Source organism: Amycolatopsis sp. NPDC034160 (genome assembly GCF_055575355.1).
In genome coordinates this window covers 44,446-66,097 of the sequence record NZ_JBVISU010000021.1, presented here as the reverse complement: position 1 = coordinate 66,097, position 21,652 = coordinate 44,446, and the positions used below count along the sequence as shown (strand labels likewise).

Annotated in this window: 21 protein-coding genes and 1 pseudogene; 8 read left to right on the top strand and 14 right to left on the bottom strand. The window is 67.5% G+C overall.

Annotation, left to right across the window (positions count from 1 at the left end; translation table 11 throughout):
- Nucleotides 1-44 precede the first annotated feature (44 nt).
- From ACZ54P_RS32110 to ACZ54P_RS32085, 6 genes are all read left to right on the top strand, one after another.
- Nucleotides 45-596, top strand: coding sequence for a stage II sporulation protein M (locus ACZ54P_RS32110; RefSeq protein WP_465465342.1), 552 nt, complete (start codon nt 45-47; stop codon nt 594-596).
- Between the two features lie 126 nt (nt 597-722).
- Nucleotides 723-1,373 (top strand): hypothetical protein, encoded by a 651-nt coding sequence (locus ACZ54P_RS32105; RefSeq protein WP_465465341.1) that lies wholly within the window; start codon nt 723-725, stop codon nt 1,371-1,373.
- 175 nt (nt 1,374-1,548) lie between these two features.
- Nucleotides 1,549-1,722 carry a hypothetical protein gene (locus tag ACZ54P_RS32100; protein ID WP_465465340.1) on the top strand — a complete coding sequence of 58 codons (174 nt, stop codon included), beginning with the start codon at nt 1,549-1,551 and terminating at the stop codon, nt 1,720-1,722.
- Between the two features lie 1,068 nt (nt 1,723-2,790).
- A complete protein-coding gene (locus tag ACZ54P_RS32095) occupies nt 2,791-3,969 on the top strand; it encodes an MFS transporter (protein ID WP_465465339.1) in 1,179 nt (392 codons plus the stop codon).
- A gap of 634 nt (nt 3,970-4,603) precedes the next feature.
- Nucleotides 4,604-6,034: a hypothetical protein gene (locus ACZ54P_RS32090; RefSeq protein WP_465465338.1), complete on the top strand. Its 1,431-nt coding sequence runs from the start codon at nt 4,604-4,606 to the stop codon at nt 6,032-6,034.
- A gap of 7 nt (nt 6,035-6,041) precedes the next feature.
- Nucleotides 6,042-6,542, top strand: coding sequence for a glycine-rich domain-containing protein (locus ACZ54P_RS32085; protein WP_465465337.1), 501 nt, complete (start codon nt 6,042-6,044; stop codon nt 6,540-6,542).
- Here the strand turns inward: ACZ54P_RS32085 and ACZ54P_RS32080 are convergent.
- The 9 genes from ACZ54P_RS32080 to ACZ54P_RS32040 all read right to left on the bottom strand — a co-directional run bounded on the left by ACZ54P_RS32080 (nt 6,535) and on the right by ACZ54P_RS32040 (nt 15,090).
- Nucleotides 6,535-7,956 (bottom strand): MFS transporter, encoded by a 1,422-nt coding sequence (locus tag ACZ54P_RS32080; protein WP_465465336.1) that lies wholly within the window; start codon nt 7,954-7,956, stop codon nt 6,535-6,537. The genes ACZ54P_RS32085 and ACZ54P_RS32080 overlap by 8 nt on opposite strands.
- Nucleotides 7,957-7,960: 4 nt before the next feature.
- Nucleotides 7,961-9,550: a flavin-containing monooxygenase gene (locus ACZ54P_RS32075; protein WP_465465335.1), complete on the bottom strand. Its 1,590-nt coding sequence runs from the start codon at nt 9,548-9,550 to the stop codon at nt 7,961-7,963.
- Nucleotides 9,551-9,655: 105 nt separating this feature from the next.
- Complete coding sequence (locus ACZ54P_RS32070; protein ID WP_465465334.1) at nt 9,656-9,874, bottom strand: hypothetical protein; 219 nt, start codon at nt 9,872-9,874, stop codon at nt 9,656-9,658.
- Nucleotides 9,875-9,963: 89 nt separating this feature from the next.
- Entirely contained in the window at nt 9,964-11,067 is a 1,104-nt protein-coding gene (locus ACZ54P_RS32065) for a cytochrome P450 family protein (protein ID WP_465465425.1), read from the bottom strand.
- Complete coding sequence (locus tag ACZ54P_RS32060) at nt 11,049-12,437, bottom strand: cytochrome P450 (RefSeq protein WP_465465333.1); 1,389 nt, start codon at nt 12,435-12,437, stop codon at nt 11,049-11,051. Before ACZ54P_RS32060 ends, ACZ54P_RS32065 begins: the two co-directional genes overlap by 19 nt.
- Nucleotides 12,434-13,030, bottom strand: a complete 597-nt coding sequence (locus ACZ54P_RS32055; protein ID WP_465465332.1) for a GTP-binding protein — start codon at nt 13,028-13,030, stop codon at nt 12,434-12,436. Before ACZ54P_RS32055 ends, ACZ54P_RS32060 begins: the two co-directional genes overlap by 4 nt.
- Nucleotides 13,008-13,361, bottom strand: a complete 354-nt coding sequence (locus ACZ54P_RS32050) for a DUF742 domain-containing protein (RefSeq protein WP_465465331.1) — start codon at nt 13,359-13,361, stop codon at nt 13,008-13,010. The genes ACZ54P_RS32055 and ACZ54P_RS32050 overlap by 23 nt, the downstream gene beginning before the upstream one ends.
- Entirely contained in the window at nt 13,358-13,786 is a 429-nt protein-coding gene (locus tag ACZ54P_RS32045; protein WP_465465330.1) for a roadblock/LC7 domain-containing protein, read from the bottom strand. Before ACZ54P_RS32045 ends, ACZ54P_RS32050 begins: the two co-directional genes overlap by 4 nt.
- Nucleotides 13,783-15,090, bottom strand: coding sequence for an ATP-binding protein (locus tag ACZ54P_RS32040; protein WP_465465329.1), 1,308 nt, complete (start codon nt 15,088-15,090; stop codon nt 13,783-13,785). Before ACZ54P_RS32040 ends, ACZ54P_RS32045 begins: the two co-directional genes overlap by 4 nt.
- Before the next feature lie 259 nt (nt 15,091-15,349).
- Here ACZ54P_RS32040 and ACZ54P_RS32035 point away from each other — a divergent pair.
- Nucleotides 15,350-15,577: pseudogene (locus ACZ54P_RS32035) on the top strand (ribonuclease E activity regulator RraA); the annotation flags it as partial.
- A gap of 586 nt (nt 15,578-16,163) precedes the next feature.
- Here the strand turns inward: ACZ54P_RS32035 and ACZ54P_RS32030 are convergent.
- From ACZ54P_RS32030 to ACZ54P_RS32020, 3 genes are all read right to left on the bottom strand, one after another.
- A complete protein-coding gene (locus ACZ54P_RS32030) occupies nt 16,164-16,526 on the bottom strand; it encodes an SsgA family sporulation/cell division regulator (RefSeq protein WP_465465328.1) in 363 nt (120 codons plus the stop codon).
- Nucleotides 16,527-16,777: 251 nt separating this feature from the next.
- On the bottom strand, nt 16,778-16,981 hold the full coding sequence (locus ACZ54P_RS32025) for a hypothetical protein (RefSeq protein WP_465465327.1): 204 nt from the start codon (nt 16,979-16,981) through the stop codon (nt 16,778-16,780).
- Nucleotides 16,982-16,991: 10 nt separating this feature from the next.
- Complete coding sequence (locus ACZ54P_RS32020) at nt 16,992-17,408, bottom strand: MarR family winged helix-turn-helix transcriptional regulator (protein ID WP_465465326.1); 417 nt, start codon at nt 17,406-17,408, stop codon at nt 16,992-16,994.
- A gap of 108 nt (nt 17,409-17,516) precedes the next feature.
- On the opposite strand from ACZ54P_RS32020, the gene ACZ54P_RS32015 reads away from it, so the two are divergent.
- The gene (locus tag ACZ54P_RS32015; RefSeq protein ID WP_465465325.1) at nt 17,517-18,431 is read left to right on the top strand and encodes an alpha/beta hydrolase; all 915 of its coding nucleotides are present in this window, start codon (nt 17,517-17,519) and stop codon (nt 18,429-18,431) included.
- A 791-nt stretch (nt 18,432-19,222) separates the two neighbouring features.
- On the opposite strand, the gene ACZ54P_RS32010 is transcribed toward ACZ54P_RS32015, so the two are convergent.
- On the bottom strand, nt 19,223-20,962 hold the full coding sequence (locus tag ACZ54P_RS32010) for a pyruvate dehydrogenase (protein ID WP_465465324.1): 1,740 nt from the start codon (nt 20,960-20,962) through the stop codon (nt 19,223-19,225).
- Nucleotides 20,963-21,041: 79 nt separating this feature from the next.
- A complete protein-coding gene (locus tag ACZ54P_RS32005) occupies nt 21,042-21,632 on the bottom strand; it encodes an isochorismatase family protein (RefSeq protein WP_465465323.1) in 591 nt (196 codons plus the stop codon).
- Nucleotides 21,633-21,652 lie beyond the last annotated feature (20 nt).

Sequence of the window (21,652 nt, the reverse complement as noted above, 5' to 3'; positions counted from 1 at the left end):
TCCAGATCGTCCGCGCTGACCTTCGGGCGTATCTCCTCGTCAACGTGTTCGTCTACGGGATGCTGCTCCTCGGCATGGCACTGGGATCGCTCTTTCCGGCCCTGCGCGCCGCGCGGGTCGCCTCGTTTACGGGAGGCGGTCAGGGGGAGCTCGTCAACGCCGTCGTCGGCAACGGCTGGCTGTTCGGCACGGTCATTTTCCTCGTCAACGTATTCCCGACGGCGCTGCTGCTCATCACCCTCCCGTCACTCGTGGCGCCTTTCGCCGGGCTCGCGGTGTTCGCGGTCAAGACGATCGACCTGGGCATCACGCTTGCCCCCGTCGACTCGATCTCGCGTCTGACCCTCATCCCGCATTCCCTCACGCTGCTCATCGAGTTCCAGGCCTACGCGCTCGTGATGTTCGGCGCGTACCTGCTCGGCAGGTCATGGCTCCGGCCCGCGACAGTCGACGCATCCACCCGTCGGCAGGGATACGTGCGCGGGCTAACCCGACTTGGCTGGCTCTGGCTCCCGGCACTCGGGCTCTTCGTCATCGGGGCCGTGTATGAGGTCGTCGAGATCTACTTCCTCGTGCCGCTGGTGCTCGCATCCTGATCGTCGAGCACCCCTTCGCCTGGTGACGACTCGCACCATGCCGGGCGGCGCTGTCCCCGTCCTGACGTTTCGTTTTCACCGAATCGATCTCCGCCGACGATGTCGGCGGCCTGAGGAGGCACTGTCATGTACGAGTGGGGCCGACGTCGCGCGGCGAAGCGGGTGAAGCCCGGTACTGGGCGGGAACTGAAGCCATTCCGCTGGTGGCAGCCATTCTCGCGATCGCTGTACTCGCTGGCACTCGAGCATGACGGCGGGCGCGGGGTGTACGTCGTCGACGTACCTCATCGCCGGCGGTTCTGGGCGAACGACGGCAAGGGCTCCGCCGACCTCTACCTCGACGGCCGTCATCACGCCGAATCCAAGCTCCCCGCAGCCTTCCCCGTCCCCGGCGGCACGATCGAGGTCGCGGAATCTCCGTTCGGGCTGAAGCGCTGCCACTACACCACAGCGGCAGGGGAGGAGTATCCGCTGACTCCGGAGCACACCTCGGCCGAAGGACGCCGGGCTCAACTCGCGCGCAAGCATCCCGCACTAAGCCGTGCGATCAGTGTCACCTCGGTCATCTTGCTCGTGATCTCGGTGCTCTTGCTCATCCCGCAACTCGCCGAGGTCGCCTTCAAACTGCCGCCCGTCGCGGCGCGCTTCGGGACCTTTGTTTCGCCCGTCTCCCTGCCGGCGTGGCTCAACTCTTTGCTCGGCATCGGCGCCGCGCTGGCCAGCATCGAACGCGCACTCCGCCTACGCCACAACCGGTTCCTCGACACCGTCGGCTAGAAGCCGAGCACGGCGGCTACGAATGTCGACGTTCAGGCCGATCACGAGAATGATGACTCCGTCGCTGTCGCCTGGCATCCTGCGCCGGTCGGCGGTAAGAGGCATGCTGGAGGGCGTGGCTTCGTCTGATGGGGAACGAGTACACGTGAGCTCACGTCGCCGTCGCGGGTGGATAGTGGCGTATTTCGTAGGGCTCGCCGCACTGTGCTACCTGAGCGCGGTCGGGATCAACTACCTGTTCGGTCGCACGGACATCTGGTTTCACGGGATCGTCGGGTTGGGTCCGTTCACCGGCGGGATCGCTGTCGAGTGGTGGAATCGACGTCGGCGTCGTCAGGAACCCCCGTGACGATCAAGGCACGGATCAGCGTCTCGGCGAACGGGCTCGACGAACCTGAGCATCGGCATGCGCCGGCGGTCGACACCCGACGAGGTGGAACCCCGCCGTCTTTCGCGAGGCCGTCTACGGCACACCTCGTGGCGAGGACTGTGTGAGGACAAGGCCAGGGTGAAGTCGTGGCCCCGCGACGAGACACCTGCTTCAGGATGCGATCCCTCGACGTCATTGTGAGAGCGATGCTCGCAATCGGCCGATGACCCGCAGGATCTCGCTGCGGTGCTGAGCGGACTTCAGCCAGGCCGGAAGCCGGGCCAGCATGGTCAGCTCGCTTGCAACCACAGTGGTTGCCGGAAGTACGGATCAACCTGACAGCCCCACCGCAGGATCGGTGAACCGGCCATGCGCCGTGGATGGCTTAGCGTTCACTCCGCCATTGTGCCCACTGGCTCCGTCCTGACGCATGCTCTTTGCCCAGCAACGGCGGCGGAACTGCCCCGCAGACACGCCGCCGGAGTCATCGTCGCGGGCGCTGGAGAAAGATCGCCGGAATTTTCGATGGGCGTGTTCGGCCACTCGAAAACGGGTATCAGGGCATGGTCAACTGTGGGAAGGCCTGGGGGCGAGAACCATGAACCTGACGGGGAAAAGGCTCCTGGCCAGCGGCGGCGCCGGATCCAGCGGTAGCCACGGCGTCGATCGACTGTTGGAAGCGAAGGTAGCAGGGATGGTTGTCTACTCCGGGCTGACCGTCTTGGCCGATCGGCCCGACATTCGCGGCTTCGACCGCGTCGGCGTGGGCACGACCCTCCGGGAGGTCGTGTCGACGCTCAGCGACTTGACCGGTCGTCCCATCGAACCTGAGTACCGGGAGGCCGCCGTCCCGGCGAATCTGGTCACGAAACGTAACGGCGGCAAAGACAAGGCTGCTGACCTTCTCGGGTTCTCCGCGGGGCCGAACTCGCCGATGGCCTTCGAAGTCCGGTCGAACGGCGCGATCGGACCCGCGTCGGCGGCGTACCGTCGCGGTAGCCCGTGCCCACGCCACCTCACGTCCGACGTCCACGCCGAGCGCTGCCGGTGGGACTCCGTCCGCTGCGCCACAGCCGGTTCCGCTGGCTGTGGGTGGCGGGCGTTGCCTCGTTCTTCGGTACATGGATCCACAACGTGGCCGCCCGGTGGACGGTGGCCACGCTCTCGCCGTCCCCGTCCCCGTCCCCGTTCCTGGTCACGGTCGTGGACGCCCTCCAGGCGCTGCCCATCGTCCTGTTGTCCGTCGCCGCCGGAAAACTGGCGGACACCCGGGACCGCCGGAAATTGCTCATCGGCATCAACCTCGCCCTGATGGTGGTGTCGCTGGTCATGGGCCTGCTGGCAGCACTCGGTCAATTGCGGATCCCTGCGCTCTTCGTACTCACCGCGCTCATGGGCGCGTTCGTGGCGTTGGACAACCCGGTATGGCAGTCGACCGTCCCCCGGCAGGTGCCCGACGAGGATGTCCACGGCTCGGTGGCGCTGGTGAGTACTGGCTACAACGCCGCCCGGACGCTGGGGCCGACCATCGGAGCCTGGCTACTGGTCGTCGTCGGCGCGCCGACGGCGTTCTTCCTCGACGCCGCGAGTTTCGCTCTGATGGCGGTGCTCGTGTGGCGGTTGCTGCCGCCGTCGGAGAAGAAACGAATCCGGACCGAACGGGCCCGGCCGCTTCGCGATCCGGTCGTCCGCAAGCTATACGGTGTCGCCTTCCTGTTCTCCCTGTTCGCGATGCCGTCTATGTCACTGCTTCCTGTGGTGGCGAGGGATTCCTTGCAGGGCGGTGCGCTGGGCTTCGGCGGGCTCCTCAGCGCGTTCGGTGCGGGCGCCATCGTGGCTGGGGTCTTCGTCGCCGGGCTCGCGGCCAAACTGGGCTACAACCGGTTCGTCGCGCTCTGCTGTCTGACCGGTGCAGCAGGAATGACCGTGCTGGCCTTCTCCTCTCACCCTGTGCTCGCCCTCATGGGCGCGGCGTTGAGTGGTGCCGGCTGGCTTGGCGCGATCAGCATCACGAACTCGACCGTCAACACCTCGGCCTCGGACGAGACGCGAGGTCGGTTGCTCGCGGTGTACTTCATCTTCGCCTTCGCCGGGCAGTTCGGCGGTTCCCTGCTCGGCGGGCTGACGGCGCAGGCATGGGGGCTGACGGCAACCTTCGTGCTGTTCGCCGCGCTACTGGCGGTGCTCGCGGCCGGGATGGCCAGGCTCGGCGAAATCCGACTGTGACGACTCGAGAAAGCTCCTCCGTGAAATACACGAGGAGACCGGTCTCGACGTCGAAATCGACCGGCTCACCGGTGTCTAATGTGGACGAATGCGGTGAATACCTCCCGTACGACTCGTACCGCGGCGGCTGAGCGACGCCGAGGCCATCGACCCAGGCTGTGGGTTGAGAGGGACAACTTGCCGGCCGGCCGAGTGCGGGCGTTCGTGCTGTGACCGCCCCGCGGGCCCGGCGTCGCCCAGCGAGATCGTACGGGAGTAACGGGGCGAGTCGTGTTACGGAACTCCAGCCGCTGGAGGGAAGCCGAGCGCGGTCTCCGTCCGTTGCTTTTCATGCCGGAGACAAAGAAGCAACGGGCATTCGAGTGAATCAGCTGCCTCGCGCAGTGAGTGACGGAAGGCGGTCAGGGAGCAGTGAACTTTTAGAAGACTTTTGAAGACAACTCTCTGTAGTATTTCACGCGGATTTCACCGGGCTTCTGCCTTGTCGTCATTGCCAAGTTTGTTTGACAGCGTCTTTGATATTCCTTTACTTTGGTTGGGCGATGATCAATCCACATCGTGTTCCCCGAGCACTCCGGAGGCAAGCTATGAACGAGCTGGTCAAGAAAATCGCCCAGGACAGTGTGTGGACCAAGTGGGTCGCCGCGAACTCGGCACCCGCCGCGAACAAGGACGGATGCATTTCGCGCGCCAAGCAGGGCTGTATTTCGCGATCGCAGAACCGCAGCTCCTGACGGACTCCGGGCCGGTGGCCGGTGACCGCGATGCGGTCGCCGGCCACCGGTGCGGCATCACACGACGGGTGACCATGACAAGCCAGTTCACGACCGGCACGGCCGAGATGCTCGACCAGGTCCGCGATATCCCGCTTTACCGTGATTCCGTACGCACCGGCGAGTTCCCGGTGCTGGAGAAAGCCACTATCGCGGACGGGTTCCCGGACAACTGGATGACGCCGAAGCTCAGGGCGGCCCTCGATTCGGGGGAGGCCGAGTTCGTGCTTTCCACCGGCACGAACCATGCGCGCATGCAGTTGATCCGGCCGCCGTACTTCCTGCTCAAGTCCTACTACCGGCTTTGGAGCGAGCATCCCGAGCTCGCGCGCACCTGGGAACTCGGCTGTCCGCGGGTGTCGATCACCACGGTGCTCGCGACCGAGCACGTGGCGAGGGTCAACGCCAAGGCCCGTGGTGAGAAAGCCGCCGAACACCCGAGTCTGGCTGATCGGCGACTCGACGACCGCACCGTCTACGTCAACCAGACGCTGGATCCGGCATTGTGGCGCCGCGGCGAAGTGGAGCGCATGCTCGACGAGATCGAGCAGACACGGGCAGCCCACGCCGACGGGCGTTATCACCTGGACTGTTCGAGTTATCACCTCGCCCACCTGGTGCTCAAGGCGCGTGAATGGGGACTGGACGACCGGTTCCCCGAGCCGGACAGCATCATCCACGCCTACGAGTACACCCCGGACAACGTGTCCCGTTTCCTGCGCGAGCGGTTCGCTTGCCCGATCGTCGATCTGTTCGGCAGCACGGAACTGGGCTATCTGTATTACAGCGACGGCCAGGACACCTATCGTCCGTACCTTGACCAGATGAAGGTCGAGCTGATCCCGGTTGAAGAGGGCAGCAGCCTGTTCAGCTTGATCGTCTCCAGTGTCCGCAATCCGTACATGCCCCTCATTCGCTACCGGTCCGGCGACTGTGCGCGAACTATCGACGGCAGTCCCGATCCCACCCGGATATCGCGTTTCTGTGGCAGGGAGAAAGAACTCGTCCGGGTCGGCAGCACCCTCGTCTGCCACGGTGATCTCGATCGCTGGATAGGCGAATGCGCACCCGCGATCTTTCTTTATCGGCTGTGCGTCGGTGAGGGCTCCGACGCGCAGCTGGAATACACGACGTTCGACGGCGCACCGATCGCTCCGGCGGCTTCCGCCACCCTCGTCGCTGCCTTGTCGGACAACCTGGAGATGTCCGTGACACCGGTATGGCGCGAACATATCCCGATCGGAAAATCGGGAAAGTACGCCTGGCTGCACCCGGATTCCCGAAACACTTAGGAGTATCGTGTCCCTTGTCTCCGAGGCCGATCTGCGTTCTCTGCTCGGCGAGCCGCTGTACACCGAGGTGGTCGAGTACTTCACCGAGAAGACCGGTGAACCGGCCGAGTACGTGGCACGCCAAACCCTCGAATGCCTCCGCTACCTCTATCTGGTCTCCGCGCACCACGAGGAACTCGCCGGCCTGTTTCTTCCGGTCGAGCAGGAGATCGACGAGATCTGGCACTACCTGATCCTGCAGACCAGCGAATACCGGGAATTGTGCGAGCGGCTCCCCGGCCGGTTCTTCATCGAGCACCGCAGCATCAGCTACGGCGAGTACCAGGAGGAACCGCCACGCGAACAGGCGGCTGCCGAAGCTCTGCGTTGGATTCCTTTGTACATCAGCGAATTCGGCCCCTTCGACGAAGGCGCTTTGCCACACTGGACGATGGTGCGGTTCCTGGTCGAAGAGCTGGGCATGTCTCTCGAGCAGATCGCCGGACTCGACGCGGCCGTCGTCAGCTGACCGCCTTGCCGCGGAAGACATACGCGACCGCGATGCAGGTGAGCAGTTGCGCTACGAGGACGAAGCCGAAGGCCGTCGCGTGGCCGTGACCCAGCGCCACTGAGAACACGGTGCCGAGCACGGCCACACCGACTGCCATCGACCCCTGTTGCGTGGTCACCAGCACTCCGCCCCCGACACCAGCGTAGGCGGTCGGCACCGCGCCGAGCACCGAGATGTTCGCGGCGCCCACCACCAGTGCCTGCCCGAACCCGATCAGCACCAGCCCCGGTAGCACGGTCCACACGACGTCACCTGGCCGGCCCAGCCACCCCAGCGGCAGCGCCGCGAGAAGCCATGCCACGCCTAGTCCCTGTAGCAGCGCGCCGCCGGGGACGACCCTGGCGGCGAACCTGGCGCGCAGCGGCGGAACGATGAACGAACCGATCAGGAACGCCAGTGACATCGGGACCACGGCCAGCCCGGCGGACAACGGGGTGAGGCCGAACCCGTGCTGCAACGTCAAGGGCAGGGCGAACAGGAAACCGCCCCACGCCGCGAGGAACGGTCCGAGCATCAGCAGCCCGCCACGGACCCGCGGCTCGGTGAGCACAGCGGGCGGCAGGAGGGGCACCCTGCCGGACTGGGACACCCGGTTCTCCGTGCGCCACAAAACGATGGCAGCCACCGGCGCGAGCAACAGCGGCACGATCGCCCACCACGGCCAGCCGAGCAACGGGCCGCGGTTGACCGGCACGAGTACCAGCAGCACCGTCGCGCCGAGCAGCGCCGTGCCCCGCAGATCGACGCCGACCGGGTGATCGGACCTGGATTCGGGTACCAGGATCAACGCCATGACCACGGCGGCCAGGCCGATCGGCAGGTTGATCAGGAACAGCAGACGCCAGGACGTGCCCCACAGATTCGCCTGCAGAAGGACACCGCCCAAGAGCAGGCCCAGGATCGCGGCCAGTCCGCTGACCGCGGCGTAGAGACTCATCGCACGGGCACGGCGTGCAGGCGTGACAGTGGCCTGGATGGTGCCGAGCACCTGGGGCGGGATCAGCGCCGCCGTGGCGCCCTGCGCGATCCGGGCCGCGACGAGCCACCCCGCGGACGGAGCGAGCGCGCACAGAAGCGAGGTCAGCACGAATCCCAGCAACCCGAACACCAGCACCCGACGCCGCCCGAACGCGTCGCCGAGCCGCCCGCCGAGCACCAGCAGCAAGGTGAACGCGATGCCGTAACCCGCGACGACCAGTTCGAGATCGGCGTTGCCCGCGCCCAGATTCCCGGCGATCGTCGGCAGGGCGACGTTGACGATGAACGAGTCCATCATCGGCAGGAGCGTGGCCAACAGCACGACGCCGAGCCCGAGGGACGACAGCAACGGGTGCCCGGCGCGCACGGGGGGAGCGGCTTTCTGATGGCTCATCGCGTCACCGGACCGGGCTCGCTTTCGCGGACAGAGTGAATCCTCGGTATCCGTCCGCGGCCACCGAATCGCAGATGCGGCGGTACACGTCGAGTCCACCGGCGTACGGCATGAACACCCGAGCCTTGCCGGGGATGTTGGCGCCGAGGTAGTAGGAGTCGGTGTGGTGGTAAAGCGTTCGGCTCGCGGCTGCGGCCACCTGGTCGACCCAATCGACCTGGGCCGTCGGCTCGGCCTCCGCGAACAGCCGGTCTGTCGAGCGCAGGGTCAGCAGCAGATCCCTGATCCATTCGACATGGTGTTCGATCGCCCGGAGTACGTTCGACAACACCGTCGTACTTCCTGGACCGGTGATGGTGAACAGGTTCGGGAATCCGGCGATCGCCAGCCCGAGGTAGCTCTTCGGCCCGTTCGCCCATTGGCCGGTCAGCGAGACACCGTCACGTCCGGTGATGTTCATCCGGGTCAGCGCGCCGGTGAACGCGTCGTACCCAGTGGCGAAGACCAGCACGTCGAGGGGAAAAGAAGCACTGGTGGTGCGGAGACCGTCTGCGGTGATCTCCTCGATCGGCTCCGTGCGGAGGTCCACCAGCCGCACGTGATCGTGGTTGAACGTGGCGAAATAGCCGTCGCTGACGCAGAGCCGCTTCGTGCCGATCGGGTAGTCCTTCGGCACCAGGCGTTCCGCGGTCTCGGGATCGGTCACCGTCGCGCGGATCTTGCCCCGGACGAAATCGGCCAGCAGCGTGTTCGCTCGGAGGTCGCGTCCGGTGTCGGTGAAGGCGGCCACGATGGACGTCCCGCCGAATGCCCAGCGGTCTTCCAACACGGCCAGCCGGGTGGCAGGGTCGGTGTCCAGGATCGGCTGTCCGGTGCCCGGTACCACGTGCCCGAACCGGGTCGTGCTCGCGAGGGCCACCCGTTCGTCGTACTTCGCGGGTTCGGCGGCCCGCTCGGCTTCGGTCAGCGGGCGGTTTCCCGCGCGCACGCTGAAGTTCGGTGTCCGCTGGAAGACCACGACCTCGGCGGCTTTCTCGGCGATCTCCGGGATCACCTGGATCCCGGACGAGCCGGTGCCGATGACCCCGACGCGTTTGCCCGTGAGATCGACCGGTTCGCGTGGCCAGCGGCCGGTGTGGAAACTTTCGCCACGAAACCTCGACAACCCTGGCATTTCCGGTGTCTGTGCCGCGGACATACAGCCGACGGCGGTGACCAGGAACCGGGTCCGCACCGTGTCACCGTGTTCTGTGCGTACCAACCAGACGCCTGACGACGCGTTGAAGTCCGCGGCCACGATCCTGGTGTCGAACGTGATCAGCGGCAGGATCCCAGCGCGGTCCGCGAAGTGCTCGGCGTAGCGCAAGATCTCCGGCTGGGTGGCGAACCGCTCGCTCCAGACCCAGTCGCGGTGCAGCGTCCGGTCGTGGAGGAAGCAGTAGTCGACGCTCTCGATGTCACACCGCGCGCCAGGATACCTGTTCCAGTACCAGGTCCCGCCGACGCCACTGCCAGTTTCGTAAGCATGGCAACGGAATCCTGCCTTCTTCAGTTCGGAGAGCATGTGCAGCCCGGCGAATCCGGCTCCGATCACAAGGACGTCGTAATCAATCCGCCCGCAGTCACCCAAGTGGTCCTCCTCCAGGCGCCACTGGAGCGCCGTTCCGATCCGTCTCAGCGACACTACCCGTGAAAAGGATCATCTGGACAGATCGGTCACCCAGCTGTCGCTGTCCTCTGCCCGGCCGCGGTGACTGGTCACCGATGTGAACGAGATGGATCTCGGCGATCCTGCCGGAGCGCCCGGCCACGGCCGGCGTTTGGTGCCGTAGAACGTCACGGGAACCTCGTTGACGTAGGTCGCGGTGAGCGGGGTGCCCGCCCGTTTGCGCCGTTTGGCGCGCGCGAGTTCGACCACCCCTTACCGCCACCATCAGGAGGGTGCCTGCCGGAATGCTCCCGGCCGGCGGCGTTTCCGCCGGGTCCAGACCGCGAAGCTACCCGAATTCAGCCCAGGGTGACCGGGAGGACCCGGTGCCCGTTGGAGATGAAGGACGCCGTGGGCTCCAGCTCCGCCGGTTCGACCGCCAGCGCCAGCTTCGGGAAGCGCGCGAACAACGCCGGCAGCGCGATCTCCGCCTCCACCCTGGCCAGCGGGGCGCCGAGGCAGAAGTGCACCCCGTGCCCGAACGAGAGGTGGCTCTTGTTCGTCCGCGAAAGGTCGAACTGCTCCGGGTTTTCGCCGACCTCCGGCGCGCGGCCCGCGGCCGCGTACGAAGCCAGGATCGCCTCGCCCCGCTTGATCGTCACCTCGTCGTCGACAACGATGTCTTCGACCGCGTACCGCAGCGGGAGGTGCGCGACGGGCGCCTGCCAGCGCAACGTTTCGTCGATGACGTCGCCCCAGCCGTACTCGCCGTCGAGCACCTGGCGCAGCTGCTCCGGATGGGTCAGCAACGCCGTGATCGCGTGGTCGAGCAGATTGACCGTGGTCTCGTGCCCTGCCGAGATCATCAGGATCAGCGTGTCGACGAGTTCGGCTTCCTGCAACGAGGAACCGTCCTCGTCGCGTGCCGCGATCAGGCCGCTGGTCAGGTCGTCGCCCGGCTCGGCGCGCCGCAGCGCCACCAGTTCGCCGAGGATCCGGTACATCTGCTCGCCGTTGGCCGCCGCCTCTTCCGGGGTGGCGGTGGTGTTGAACACCCCGTCGACCGCCTTGCGCAGATCGGCGCGGTGCTCGTCGGGCACGCCGAACAGCTGGCAGATCACCTCGATCGGCAGCGGGTAGGCGAAGTGCTCGCGCAGATCTACGACCCCGTCGGTGCCCTCGATCCGGTCGAGCAGGCCGCCGGTGATCTCCTCGATCCACGGCCGCAGCTCCTCGGTGCGACGGAAGGTGAACGCCTTGGACACCAATGACCGCAACCGCCGGTGCTCGCCACCGTAGGCGGTGAACATGTTCTGCACGGCCACCCAGATCATCAGCGGCCAGTCCGCGGGTACCGTGCCCTCCCGCCAGGCGGTCCAGTGCTGCCGCGGGTCCTTCGACACCCGCTGGTCACTGAGCAGGCGCTTCAGCAGCTCCGGATCGGTTACTGACCACGCCACCACCTGGCCAGGGAGCTCCACCAACGTCGCGGTGCCGCGGGCGCGGAGTTCGGCGTTCTCGGCGTGGATGTCGGCGCCGGTGGGGTCGAGGACGAGGGGGCGGGGTGCGGCGGATTCCAACGGTGCTCTCCAGTCGGTTCGGTGGACGGAACTGGTGTGGGAACGACAGGGGTGAACAGCACGGGCAGCGCGGCGAGCGCGCGGTGGAACGGGCCTGGCCGCCACCGCAGCTGGTCCTCCGGCACGGCGAGGCGCAGATCGGGCAGCGCGTCGAGCAGGGTTTCGATGGCGGTGGTGGCGATCAGCCTCGCCGGGCCCTGCGCGGGGCAGGAATGCACGCCGGCACCCCAGGCGATGTGCGCCCGGTTGCCCACCCGCTGCTCGGCACGCAGCGCGGGATCGGTGTTGGCGGCGGCGAAGCTGATCACCACCGGTTCGGCGGCGGGCAGGTGGGTGCCCATGAAGTCGACCCCTGGCCACGGGTAACCGGCGGAGTAGTTGGCCATCGGCGGGTCCCCCCAGAGGATCTCTTCGAGCGCGTCCTCCACGTGCAGGCTGCCGCCGGCCAAGTCACCGGCGAAGCGGTCGTCGACCAGCAGCAGCCGCACCCCGTTGGCGATCAGGTTCTGCTGCGGCTCGGTGCCCGCGCCCATCAGCAGCACCAGCTGGTGCAGCATCTCCTCGTCGGTCAGCCGCGCCGGGTGCGCCATCATCCACGACGGCACGTCCTGGCCCGGCTGCGCCCGCTTGAGCGCGAGCAGTTCGAGCATGCTCGAGGTCAGCTCGGCGTTGGCGCGCTCGGGTTCGACCATGTCGAAGATGCCGCGCATGCCGGCCACCAGCCGGTCTCCGAGCGCAGGCGGGCAGCCGAAGAGGTGGTTGAACACCTGCAGCGACAACGTGGTCGCGTAGTCGGTGAGCAGATCTCCCTTGCCCTCGGCGGAAAACCGGGCGATCAGCTCGCGCGCGGTCTGCTCGACGTAACCGCGCAGCGCGTGCGGGTTGAGCCGCGCCAGGCTGCCGGTGACCGCGCTGCGCAGGCGCGCGTGCACCGCGCCGTCGGTGAACAGGCAGTTGGGGCGGTAGCCCATCATCGGCATGACCGGGTTGTCCTCGGGCTGGTTTTGCTGCCAGCGCCGGGGATCGCGGGGAAAGGTCGACGGCGCGCGCAGCACTTCCAGCGCGGCTTCGTAACCGAGGACCAGGGTGGCGTTCACGCCAGGCGCGAGTTCGACCGGCGCGACGGGTCCGTGCGCGGCCCGCATCTTCGCGTAGACACCGGCGGGATCGCGGGCGAATTCTTCGTCGTAGAGGCGGGCGCGCTCGGCGTGCGCGGGGCAGCCGGGTGGTGGTCCGGCGGCGGGAGTACTCACGAATGCTCCTGGCGGATGGGGTCGAAGAGGTAGTCGACAAGGCTGATCAGCGCCTGCGCGGACGACCCGCGATCGCGGGCGTCGCAGCTGACCAGGCGGGTTTCGGGAAGCAGGTCCAGTGCTTCGCGAAGCTCGGCTTCGGGAAATCTCGGGGCGCCGTCGAACTGGTTGATGGCCACCGCGTACGGCAGGCCCAGTTCCTCCAGCAGGCCCATTACGTCGAAGGACTCTTCGAGTCGGGTGGGGTCCACCAGCACCAGCGCGCCCAGTGCCCCGTAGGCGAGGTCCTTCCACATCTGCGTGAACCGCTGCTGGCCAGGCGCGCCGAACAGGTAGAGCACCACGTCGTCGCCGATGGTCAGCCTGCCGAAGTCCATCGCGACCGTGGTGGTGTTCTTGCCGCGCACCCCGGACAGGTCGTCCACCAGCGCACCGGCCTGCGTCATCGTTTCCTCGGTGCGCAGCGGGCGGATTTCGGACAGCGTGCCGACGTAGGTGGTCTTGCCGACCGCGAACGGCCCCACCACAAGGATCTTCACCGAGGTCCGGACGGTGGCAGAGACGTAGCCGTCAGGTGAGAGCACGGAGGCCATCGAGTACTTTCTGCAGGAGTTGGTGGTCGGGGATATCGGCCTGGCGCACGGCGGCGCGGGCTTCGATGTGACCGGAATCGAGCAGGTCGGACAACAGCACTTTGGTCACGCTGGTCGGCAGGCTCAGGTGTGCGGCCACCTCGGCCACGGCCAGCGCGCCGCCCCGGCAGAGCTCCATCACCCGCCGCTTCTCCGGGCTCAGCCCGGCCATCGGCGCCCAGGTGGCGGAGACGACGGTGGCCACGTCCAGCGTGTTGCGGGTCGGGTGGGCGCGGCCCTCGGTGACCACGTGCGGCCGCACCAAAGCCTGCTCGCGCCGGTTCGGGGTCATGCCCGGGAGCCTCCGGCGGCGGGGAAGCGCGGCGGCGCGGTCAGTTCCTGGCCGAGCCGCTGCACCAGTTCCTGCATGCGGGAGGCGACGCCTTCGACGTCGACCCTGCCGGTGGTGGACACCGCGACGTAGGCGCCCTGGCCGGCGGCGGTGAGGAAGACGAACCCGCCGTCGAACTCGATCAGCGTCTGCCGCCACTGCTCGGCGGGCTGGCGGCAGAACTCGCCGGTGGCGCGGGCGAGCGACTGCAGACCGGACACCGCGGCGGCGGTGCGCTCGGCGTCGTCACGGCCGATGCCCTCGGAATGGGCCATCAGCAGGCCGTCGGCGGAGAGCAGCACGGCGTAGAGCATCTCCGGCATCTGCAGGGCCTGGTCGAGCATCCAGCCGAGCCGGTTGGTGGTCGCGTCGGTGTTCGTGCTCACTGGGCATCCCTTTCGAGGTCGGTGGAAGTGACGCGGCCGCGACGGGTTCCGCGTTGCCAGGCCGCGGCGGTGGCGACCGGGTTCGAGTCGGGCGCCGGAGCGGCCGGTGCGGCGAGCTCCGGGGCCTGGGTGACGGCCACCGTGCGGCGGCGGCGCCGGGGCAGGCCGTGGGCGGTGGTGCCCAGATCCGTGGTCTTCACAGAGGAAGCGGCCACGACAGGCTCGGCAGGCCGGGCTGGTTCGGGCGTCGCGGGCATTTCGGGGGTTTCGGTTCGTGGAGCCGGGGTGAGCACGGCCGGGGACGGGCTCGGCGTGGTGATCCTGGTGAGCAGTTCCGTCGGCAGGAACAGCACCGCGCGCACCCCGCCGTAGGGCGACCGGGTGTCCACCGAGACGCGGAACCCGTACCGGTTGGCGAGCGCGCCGATTACCGCGAACCCGATGCGCGGCGGCACTCCGAGCGCGGCGATGTCCTGGCCGCCGTGGCCGCCGAGCAGCCAGGACGCGCGCTGCACCGCCTCCACCGTCATGCCGACACCGGCGTCGTCGATGATGATGGCGAGGCCGTTGTGCGCCTGCTGGAAGGTGACCTGCACCGGGGAGCCGGGCTGGGAGTGGCGGGCGCCGTTGTCCAGCAGTTCGGCCACCGCAAGCACCACCGGCTCCACCGCCTGGCTGACCACGGCGGTGTCCGACGGCACGGGGATCTGGACGCGTGCGTAGTCGCGGATGCGGCCGGTGGCGCCACGGGCCACGTCGGTCAGCGTGGCGGCCGAGCGCTGCAGACCGGGCCACGAACCGCAGAGCACCGCGGTCGCCTGTGCGCGGCGGCTCAGCTGCGAGTTCGCGTGATCGAGGCCGAGCAACCCGTGGAGCACGGACGGATCGTCGTGCCGGTCCTCCATCGCGGAAATCAGCACCTGCTGCTCACCGGCGAGGTTCTGCACCGTGCGCATCATCGCGCGCAGGGTCGCGGCGGCGGAATCGGCGGAATCGCGGCGGGTCTGGCCAAGCAGTTCGGTGATCGTTTCGAGCACCGCGCGGTGCGGATCACCGTGGCCGTTGCCGCGCAGCGGGCCCGGCACGGTCACCGACGGATTCGCCAGGGACTCCACGATCGCAGGGAGCCGCACCTCGCGCAGGTGGCGCTCCTCGGCTTCGCGCGCGTTCAACTCGGCGACGGCGGCATCTCGGTACTGGCCGACGGTGGTGGTGACGTTGCGCTGCCGGAGCAGCAGCACGGCGAGCGCGATGGCGAGCAACAACAGGCAGATCAAGCCTGCCAGCAGCAGGGTGTATTCCATGAAATCCTCACGGTCAGCTGGGCGGGGACCGACCAGCCGGCTAGGCGATCGCAGGGAGCCGCATCAGGTCCGCGCCGGGGCCGCGACCGCGCTGCCGGGCGATGAGCATTCGGGCGGGCCCGGGACAGGACGGCATGTGCGCAGCTCCACAACGGCGGGGATGGACGTCGCATCGCGCCTGGCGCAATGTCAGCAGCGAGTACCGTAGCGCAAACTGGGCGTGTTCTCCCAGACTTCGTGAAGAAAGAGCACACCGCCAGTGAGGAAGGGCTTCACCGCCGCCGACCTCGTCGACGAACACGGCGAACGGTTCCTCGTGTGTGACACGCAGTTCCGCGAATTTGGTGGGCACCGGCGGGTTTCCGGTCCGGTGCGCACGGTGGCGTGCCACCAGGACCACGGTCTGGTCCGCCAACTGCTGCGCACGTCGGCCCCAGAACTCGGACGAGACGTGCCAGGGGTGACATCCGCCGTGCTCGGCGGGGGATGTTGATCACGGTGTTCGTTCTCCACCGACACTTTCGTTCCCGCCACCTCCCGCGGTGCATGGCTCGGTTCCGATGTCAGCGGGGCACTGTTTCGGTGCATATCCCGACAACGGAGGAACCGATGTCACACTCGAGGCGTGGAAGATCCGGAACCGTGCGATGTGCGCAGGCTGGACCAGAGGTCGTCCGGATTGGCGCGCTTAAGGGAAAGTCTCCTTCTTCAGAAGAGTCGTTGCCTGACAAGCCTCTGGCGGTTCTTTACCAGGCGATACCGCCGCCTTCGTTGAATGGCAGCATGAAGCCGTCCAATCCCGTCGGATACCGGGACTCCTCGGCAGACATCGCTTTCTCCTTGGCCATGGCCGGCCGTGCTGACACCTATGCCACCCGTCTTCGCCTAAAGCTAGGAGAGACGGCGGAAAGGCCACGCTTCCTGCATACCGTCTGCAGGGTCGGCCTAAAGCTCCATATCCCGAGTGACGACCACGTGCGACGAAGCTGACCTTTGCCGGTAAGCCTCGTGTCATCCCTCTGGCCGAGTTGTCTGTGGACAGTCCGACGGGCCGCGTCTCCCGACATGTCGCATCAGGGAACGATAAGGAGGGCCAGTTCGCGCTCGACGTCGTCGCGTTCGCACTCGGTGCCGACGGGTACCGAGTTGTAGGTGTGCTGAAGGAATGAGCGCACGCTGGCCGTCAGTACGTATGCCGTCATGGTCGAGCCGTGGGAGGCCAGGTCCAGCCGCAGGCTCTCCTGGCCGTCGGCGGGGCGAATCCGGACGTCTCCTTCGCCGGCGGTGGTGCCCAGGCCTGTGTCGAGCAGTTCACGGCTGAACACCCACCACCTGACATCCCATGTGTCGAGGCGCAGCAGGGTGATCGCGTACGGGTCGGCCGGGTTGTAGCGGAGCTGGGCGGGGTGTGATTCCGGTTCGTCGCGTTCGCTCATGCGGAGCGTGACGGGAAAGCTGATCACGCCTTTTTGCGCGGACACAAGAATTTCTGCCTTTCAGCCGGATGGATTCCAAGACATCCACAGCACGGTGGGATGGCCGACCGTGGTTCACTCGGTGCCCGCCGCCTGGCGTTGGTATCGACCGCGACGGTCCTGTCTGCCCCGGCGCAGCCGATCTGTTCGTAGTTCGGGCACAGCTTCCGGGGCAACCACCTGCCGCTGTGCCATCTGGAGGTCGACAAAGGTCACCCCACCTCACCATCGAGCAACCAGGTGTAGCGCAGCCGCAGCGCGCGCTCCGTGCTGGCCAGTGCGGCGGCGATCCGGACCGCGATGTTGAGCCACCCCGGCAGGTCCACCGGTGAGGTGAAGAAGTCCTCGTGCGAGCGGACCGCGTGCTCCTGGGCTCGAACGCGGGAGCACCGCTCATCGGCAGAAGCCAGTTCCAACGGGGAAGAACTATTGCCCGGGCTCGAGCAGGGCCAGGAGGATCCGCCGCAGTTCGGTGCGATCACGAGGCTCGATCCTCGCCAGTCTGCGGTCGAACTCCGTCGCGAGTGCCGCGAGTGCACGGTCGCGCGCCGCCTCACCCTCGGCGGTCAGCACCAGCCGATGCCGCCGGAGGTCCGCGTCGTCGATCTCGCGTCGCATGAACCCTTTTGCGACGAGGTTGCGCACGTAGACCGTCACGCTCGCCTTGGGAAGCATCAGCGTCGCCGCCAGTTCGGCCGGGTACGGCGACGCGGTCACCTCGGCGAGCACGAAGAACTCCTTCGTCTCGAGGCCGAGTGCGGCCAGTTCGGCGCTGCAGGCGTCCATCACGACGGTCAGCAGGCGGTGGTTCAGCGTCCACAGCTGGGCGGCGTCAGCCGACACGCGTGCCCTCCATCCGGGTGGTACAGTTCTAAACTAGTTCAATTTCGTACGGACATGCAGTTCGTACTGACTGGTTAACGAACAAACCATACGCGAAGGTGGCATCAGGTGCTTCAGCACGTCACGATCCCGCGCGGGCCGATCGAGCTCGCGGCGGACCTTCACATGCCCGACCGCGCAGGCGGGGCGGCGCCGCTGTGTGTCGTGGTGCTCTCCACTCCTGGCAGCAGCGTGAAGGAGCAGATCGGCGCGAACTACGCCTCTCGTCTCGCCGCCCGGGGCGTCGCGGCGCTCGTGTTCGACCCCGCCCATCAGGGGCAGAGCGGCGGTGAGCCCCGCGACCTCGAGGACCCGTACCGCCGCGGTGAGGACATCTCTTACGCGATCGACGCACTGAGCACGGTCCCCGGCATCGACGCGGAGCGCATCGGCGTCCTCGGCATCTGCGCCGGCGGGGGCTATGCGGTGCACGCCGCCCGCACGGATCACCGCATCAAGGCGGTCGGCACGGTCGTGCCGATCAACGTGGGCAAGGCGTTCCGCGGTTTCCAGCCGGATGGCCCAGCGGCCGCGCTCGATGCCATGGCCGCCGCGCGCCTCGAGGAGGCTCGCGCCGGTGAGCTGACCCGCGTGAACTGGCTGCCCGACACCTTGGAGGACGCCGCCGCGGCCGGGCTGACCGATATCGACACGATCCAGGCGATCACCTTCTACCGCACAGAGCGGGGTAGGAACGAGCACTCGACGAACCGCCGCCTTTCACGTGGCGACTCGCTGCTTCTGGGCTACGACGCGTATCACCTGGTCGATCAGCTCATGACCCAGCCGCTGCAGGTCATCCTCGCGGGACGCCTGGGCAGCACCGGCTCCCACGAGTCCGGCATGCAGCTCTGGAAACTGGCACCCAACCCGGTCGATCTCATGGTGGTCGAGGGGGCAGGCCATTACGAGATGTACGACGAACCCGAGTACGTCGATGCGGCCGTCAATCGGCTCGCCGTCTTCTATTCGGACACCTTGTAAGCCGGACCGCGGCATCAGCGGCACCTCGACTCGGACGGGACCGCGGTGCCGCGCCAAGCACCGACCTGCTTCCCAGTCTCTCGCAGGCGACAGCACACCGCGCGGCATGACCGCGACCAATCCTCCGTCGGGCAGTCAAACGGTGGCGCCACAGGCCGCGAGCTGAGTGTCGACGGCCAGTCGAGCAGATCTCCCCGGCGCCAAGAATCCTCGGCCACCGGGACAAGGCTCCCGTCCGATCGGCACAGTGCGATCGCGGTAACCTTCGCCGGCCTGACCTGTCCGGTGTGGACTGCCCCAGGGGCGATCATTCACCGCCACAACCACGAGCAACCCACGACAGCTGAATACTTCTGCCGCGTCTTCAAGTCATGGTTCGTGGCATCCGCTGGCGCGCTCCTTGTCGGGATAGGCGGGTTTCTGCCATCGGAGGTAGGGCACGCGGGAACGTGGTTTGCGGTCGCAAGGACACTGCGGGCGGTCTTCCCAGTCCAGCGGCATCGTGTCCTCGGCGGCATGCTCGACGAATACCGCCGAGCGGCCTGAATCAAGTCCGGGGTCGGCACGAGTCTGCGCTGTCGCTCTTACGGTGGGCCGCCCAGGCCGCCGTTGGGCCACGCGGGCAGCGCTACTTCACGCACCGTGCCGATGTCGGTTGCCCGCGTGCGGAGGAGACCAGCGAATACTGTGAACCTGGACGTCGCGCTGTACGCGGCGGTCTCCGCCAAAGCGCGGGCGGAGGGCCTCGGCACCGTCGTCCACCTCGGCTGAGCGACCACACAGCAGCGTTTTCACGGCCTCGGGATGTTGCGGAGGTTGGCGCGGGCGAGGTCGATCATCCGGCCCACCCCGCCTTCGAGCACGACTTTGCTCGCGGCCAAGGCGAATCCTCCGAGCTGACCGGCGGTGATGTGCGGTGGGACGGACAACGCGTTCGGGTCCGTCACGACATCCACCAGGGCGGGACCCTCGTGACCCAATGCCTCCTCGAGCGCCGCACGCAGCCGGGTCGGATCGGTCACCCGCTCGGCGCGCAGTCCCGCACCACTGGCGATGGCGGCGAAATCGACCGGCCGGTGGTCGGTCTGGTAGTCGGGCAGGCCGTCCACCAGCATCTCCAGTTTCACCATGCCGAGCGAGGAGTTGTTGAACGTCACGATCTTGACCGGAAGGTCGTGCAAGGCCACGGTGAGCAGTTCGCCGAGCAGCATGCCGAGTCCCCCGTCGCCGGACATCGACACGACCTGCCGTCCCGGATAGGCGAACTGCGCGCCGATGGCGTGCGGCAGGGCGTTGGCCATGGTGCCGTGCAGGAACGATCCGATGACCCGGCGGCGCCCGTTGGGCGTGAGGTACCGGGCCGCCCAGACGTTGCACATGCCGGTGTCGACGGTGAAGATCGCGTCGTCGGCGGCGAGTTCGTCGAGGAGGTCGGCGGCGAACTCCGGATGGATGGGCACATGCCGGTCGACGTTGCGGGTGTAGGCGTCGACGACCTGTTCCAGGTTTTTGCAGTGATCACGCAGCATGCGGTCCAGGAACGTCCGGTCGGTCTTGCGCCGAAGGAGCGGCAGCACGGCCCGCAGGGTCTCCCGTACGTCGCCGTGTACCGCCAGTTCCAGCGGGGTGCGTCGGCCGAGCCGGGTCGCGTCGTGGTCGATCTGCACGGTCCGCGCCTGGGGAAGGAAGGAGTCATACGGGAAGTCGGTGCCCAGCAGCACCAGGAGATCCGCGTCGTGCATGGCCCGGTAACAGGCGCCGTAGCCGAGCAGGCCGCTCATTCCGACGTCGTAAGGATTGTCGTACTGGATCCACTCCTTACCGCGCAGGCTGTGGCCGACCGGCGCCTGCACGGCGTCGGCCAGCTCCATCACCTCGGCGTGCGCGCCGCGCACCCCGGCACCGGCGAACAAGGTGACGGTTGCGGCTTCGTTGATCAATTCGGCGAGCCGGGCGACCTGCGGTTCGGGCGGCACGACCGTCCCGTGCTCGGTGACCGGCGCCCCGGTCCCGGTGGGCGAAACGGCGTCGAGGTGCGCGACGTCCCCGGGCAGCACCAGCACCGACACCTCACCGCGGGACAACGCGTGCTGCATGGCGATCCGCAGCACCCTCGGCAGCTGAGCGGGCCGGCTGATCTGCTCGCAATAACCACTGCAGTCGACGAACAGCCGTTCTGGATGGGTCTCCTGGAAGAACCCGGTCCCGATCTGACCGGACGGGATATGCGAGGCGAGCGCGAGCACCGGGGCTCCCGTGCGGTGCGCGTCGTAAAGTCCTTGCACCAGATGGGTGTTGCCGGGACCGCAGCTACCGGCGCACACGGCGAGCCGCCCGGTCAGCTGGGCCTCGGCGGCCGCGGCGAACGCGCCTGCCTCCTCGTTGCGTACGTGCACCCATTCGATGCCCGGGGTACGGCGGATGGCGTCGACGATGGGGTTGAGGCTGTCTCCGACCACGCCGTAGATCCGTTCCACCCCGGCCTGCACCAGCACTTGGACGAACTGCTCGGCGACGTTGAGCTTGGCCATCAGGACCCCTTCGATGCTCCGGCGGCGGGACTCCGTTCATGATCCACGTGCGGGCGCCGCCTCGCAGGACACGGCCTACCTAGCCGAGCTCGGCCGTGGAGCCGACGACGACGGCGTAGAGATCACCGATCGTGGCGAGGGCCGCGCGGTGCTGTTCTGCGGCGGTCACCGCGCCGGCGACGGACGGCAGCGAGCGCGTGGCACAGGCGGCGGCCACCACGGTCGGGGTGTTTCCGCGCAGGAACGCGCCTTCCGCGGTGAACGTGACGCACATATGGGTCATGAATCCGGCCACGACGACGTCCTGATGCCCGGCGGCGTCGACCAGCTCACCCAATGGTGTCCCGACGAACGAGTTCGGCGCGGTCTTCACCACGACCTGTTCTCCCGGGCCGGGAGCGACGCGCTCGTGGATCCGACCGATGTCCTGCCCGAGGTCGTACGGGCTGCCCTCGCCGCCGTCGTGCATGACGTGGATGACCGTCGCGCCCTCCGCACGGGCGCGCGCCAGCAACGTGGCGGCCTCGTCGAGCGCCGCTTCCCAGCCGTCGAGTGCCATCACGCCGCGCGTGTAGGTGTTCTGGTAGTCGACGAGGATCACCGTCGCTTCCGAGAGCGTCGCGGGGGTTGTTGGCAGGGTGCTGATTTCGCGGAGAGTGGTGCTGGTCATCGTGTTTCCTTCGCTTTCCG

Excerpts from the sequence above, each read along its gene's own strand:
- ACZ54P_RS32010 (WP_465465324.1), bottom strand. The coding sequence starts at position 20,962 with ATGGCCAAGCTCAACGTCGCCGAGCAGTTCGTCCAAGTGCTGGTGCAG.
- ACZ54P_RS32105 (WP_465465341.1), top strand. The coding sequence starts at position 723 with ATGTACGAGTGGGGCCGACGTCGCGCGGCGAAGCGGGTGAAGCCCGGT.
- ACZ54P_RS32080 (WP_465465336.1), bottom strand. The coding sequence starts at position 7,956 with ATGAGCCATCAGAAAGCCGCTCCCCCCGTGCGCGCCGGGCACCCGTTG.
- ACZ54P_RS32030 (WP_465465328.1), bottom strand. The coding sequence starts at position 16,526 with ATGAGCGAACGCGACGAACCGGAATCACACCCCGCCCAGCTCCGCTAC.
- ACZ54P_RS32005 (WP_465465323.1), bottom strand. The coding sequence starts at position 21,632 with ATGACCAGCACCACTCTCCGCGAAATCAGCACCCTGCCAACAACCCCC.
- ACZ54P_RS32050 (WP_465465331.1), bottom strand. The coding sequence starts at position 13,361 with ATGACCCCGAACCGGCGCGAGCAGGCTTTGGTGCGGCCGCACGTGGTC.
- ACZ54P_RS32055 (WP_465465332.1), bottom strand. The coding sequence starts at position 13,030 with ATGGCCTCCGTGCTCTCACCTGACGGCTACGTCTCTGCCACCGTCCGG.
- ACZ54P_RS32040 (WP_465465329.1), bottom strand. The coding sequence starts at position 15,090 with ATGGAATACACCCTGCTGCTGGCAGGCTTGATCTGCCTGTTGTTGCTC.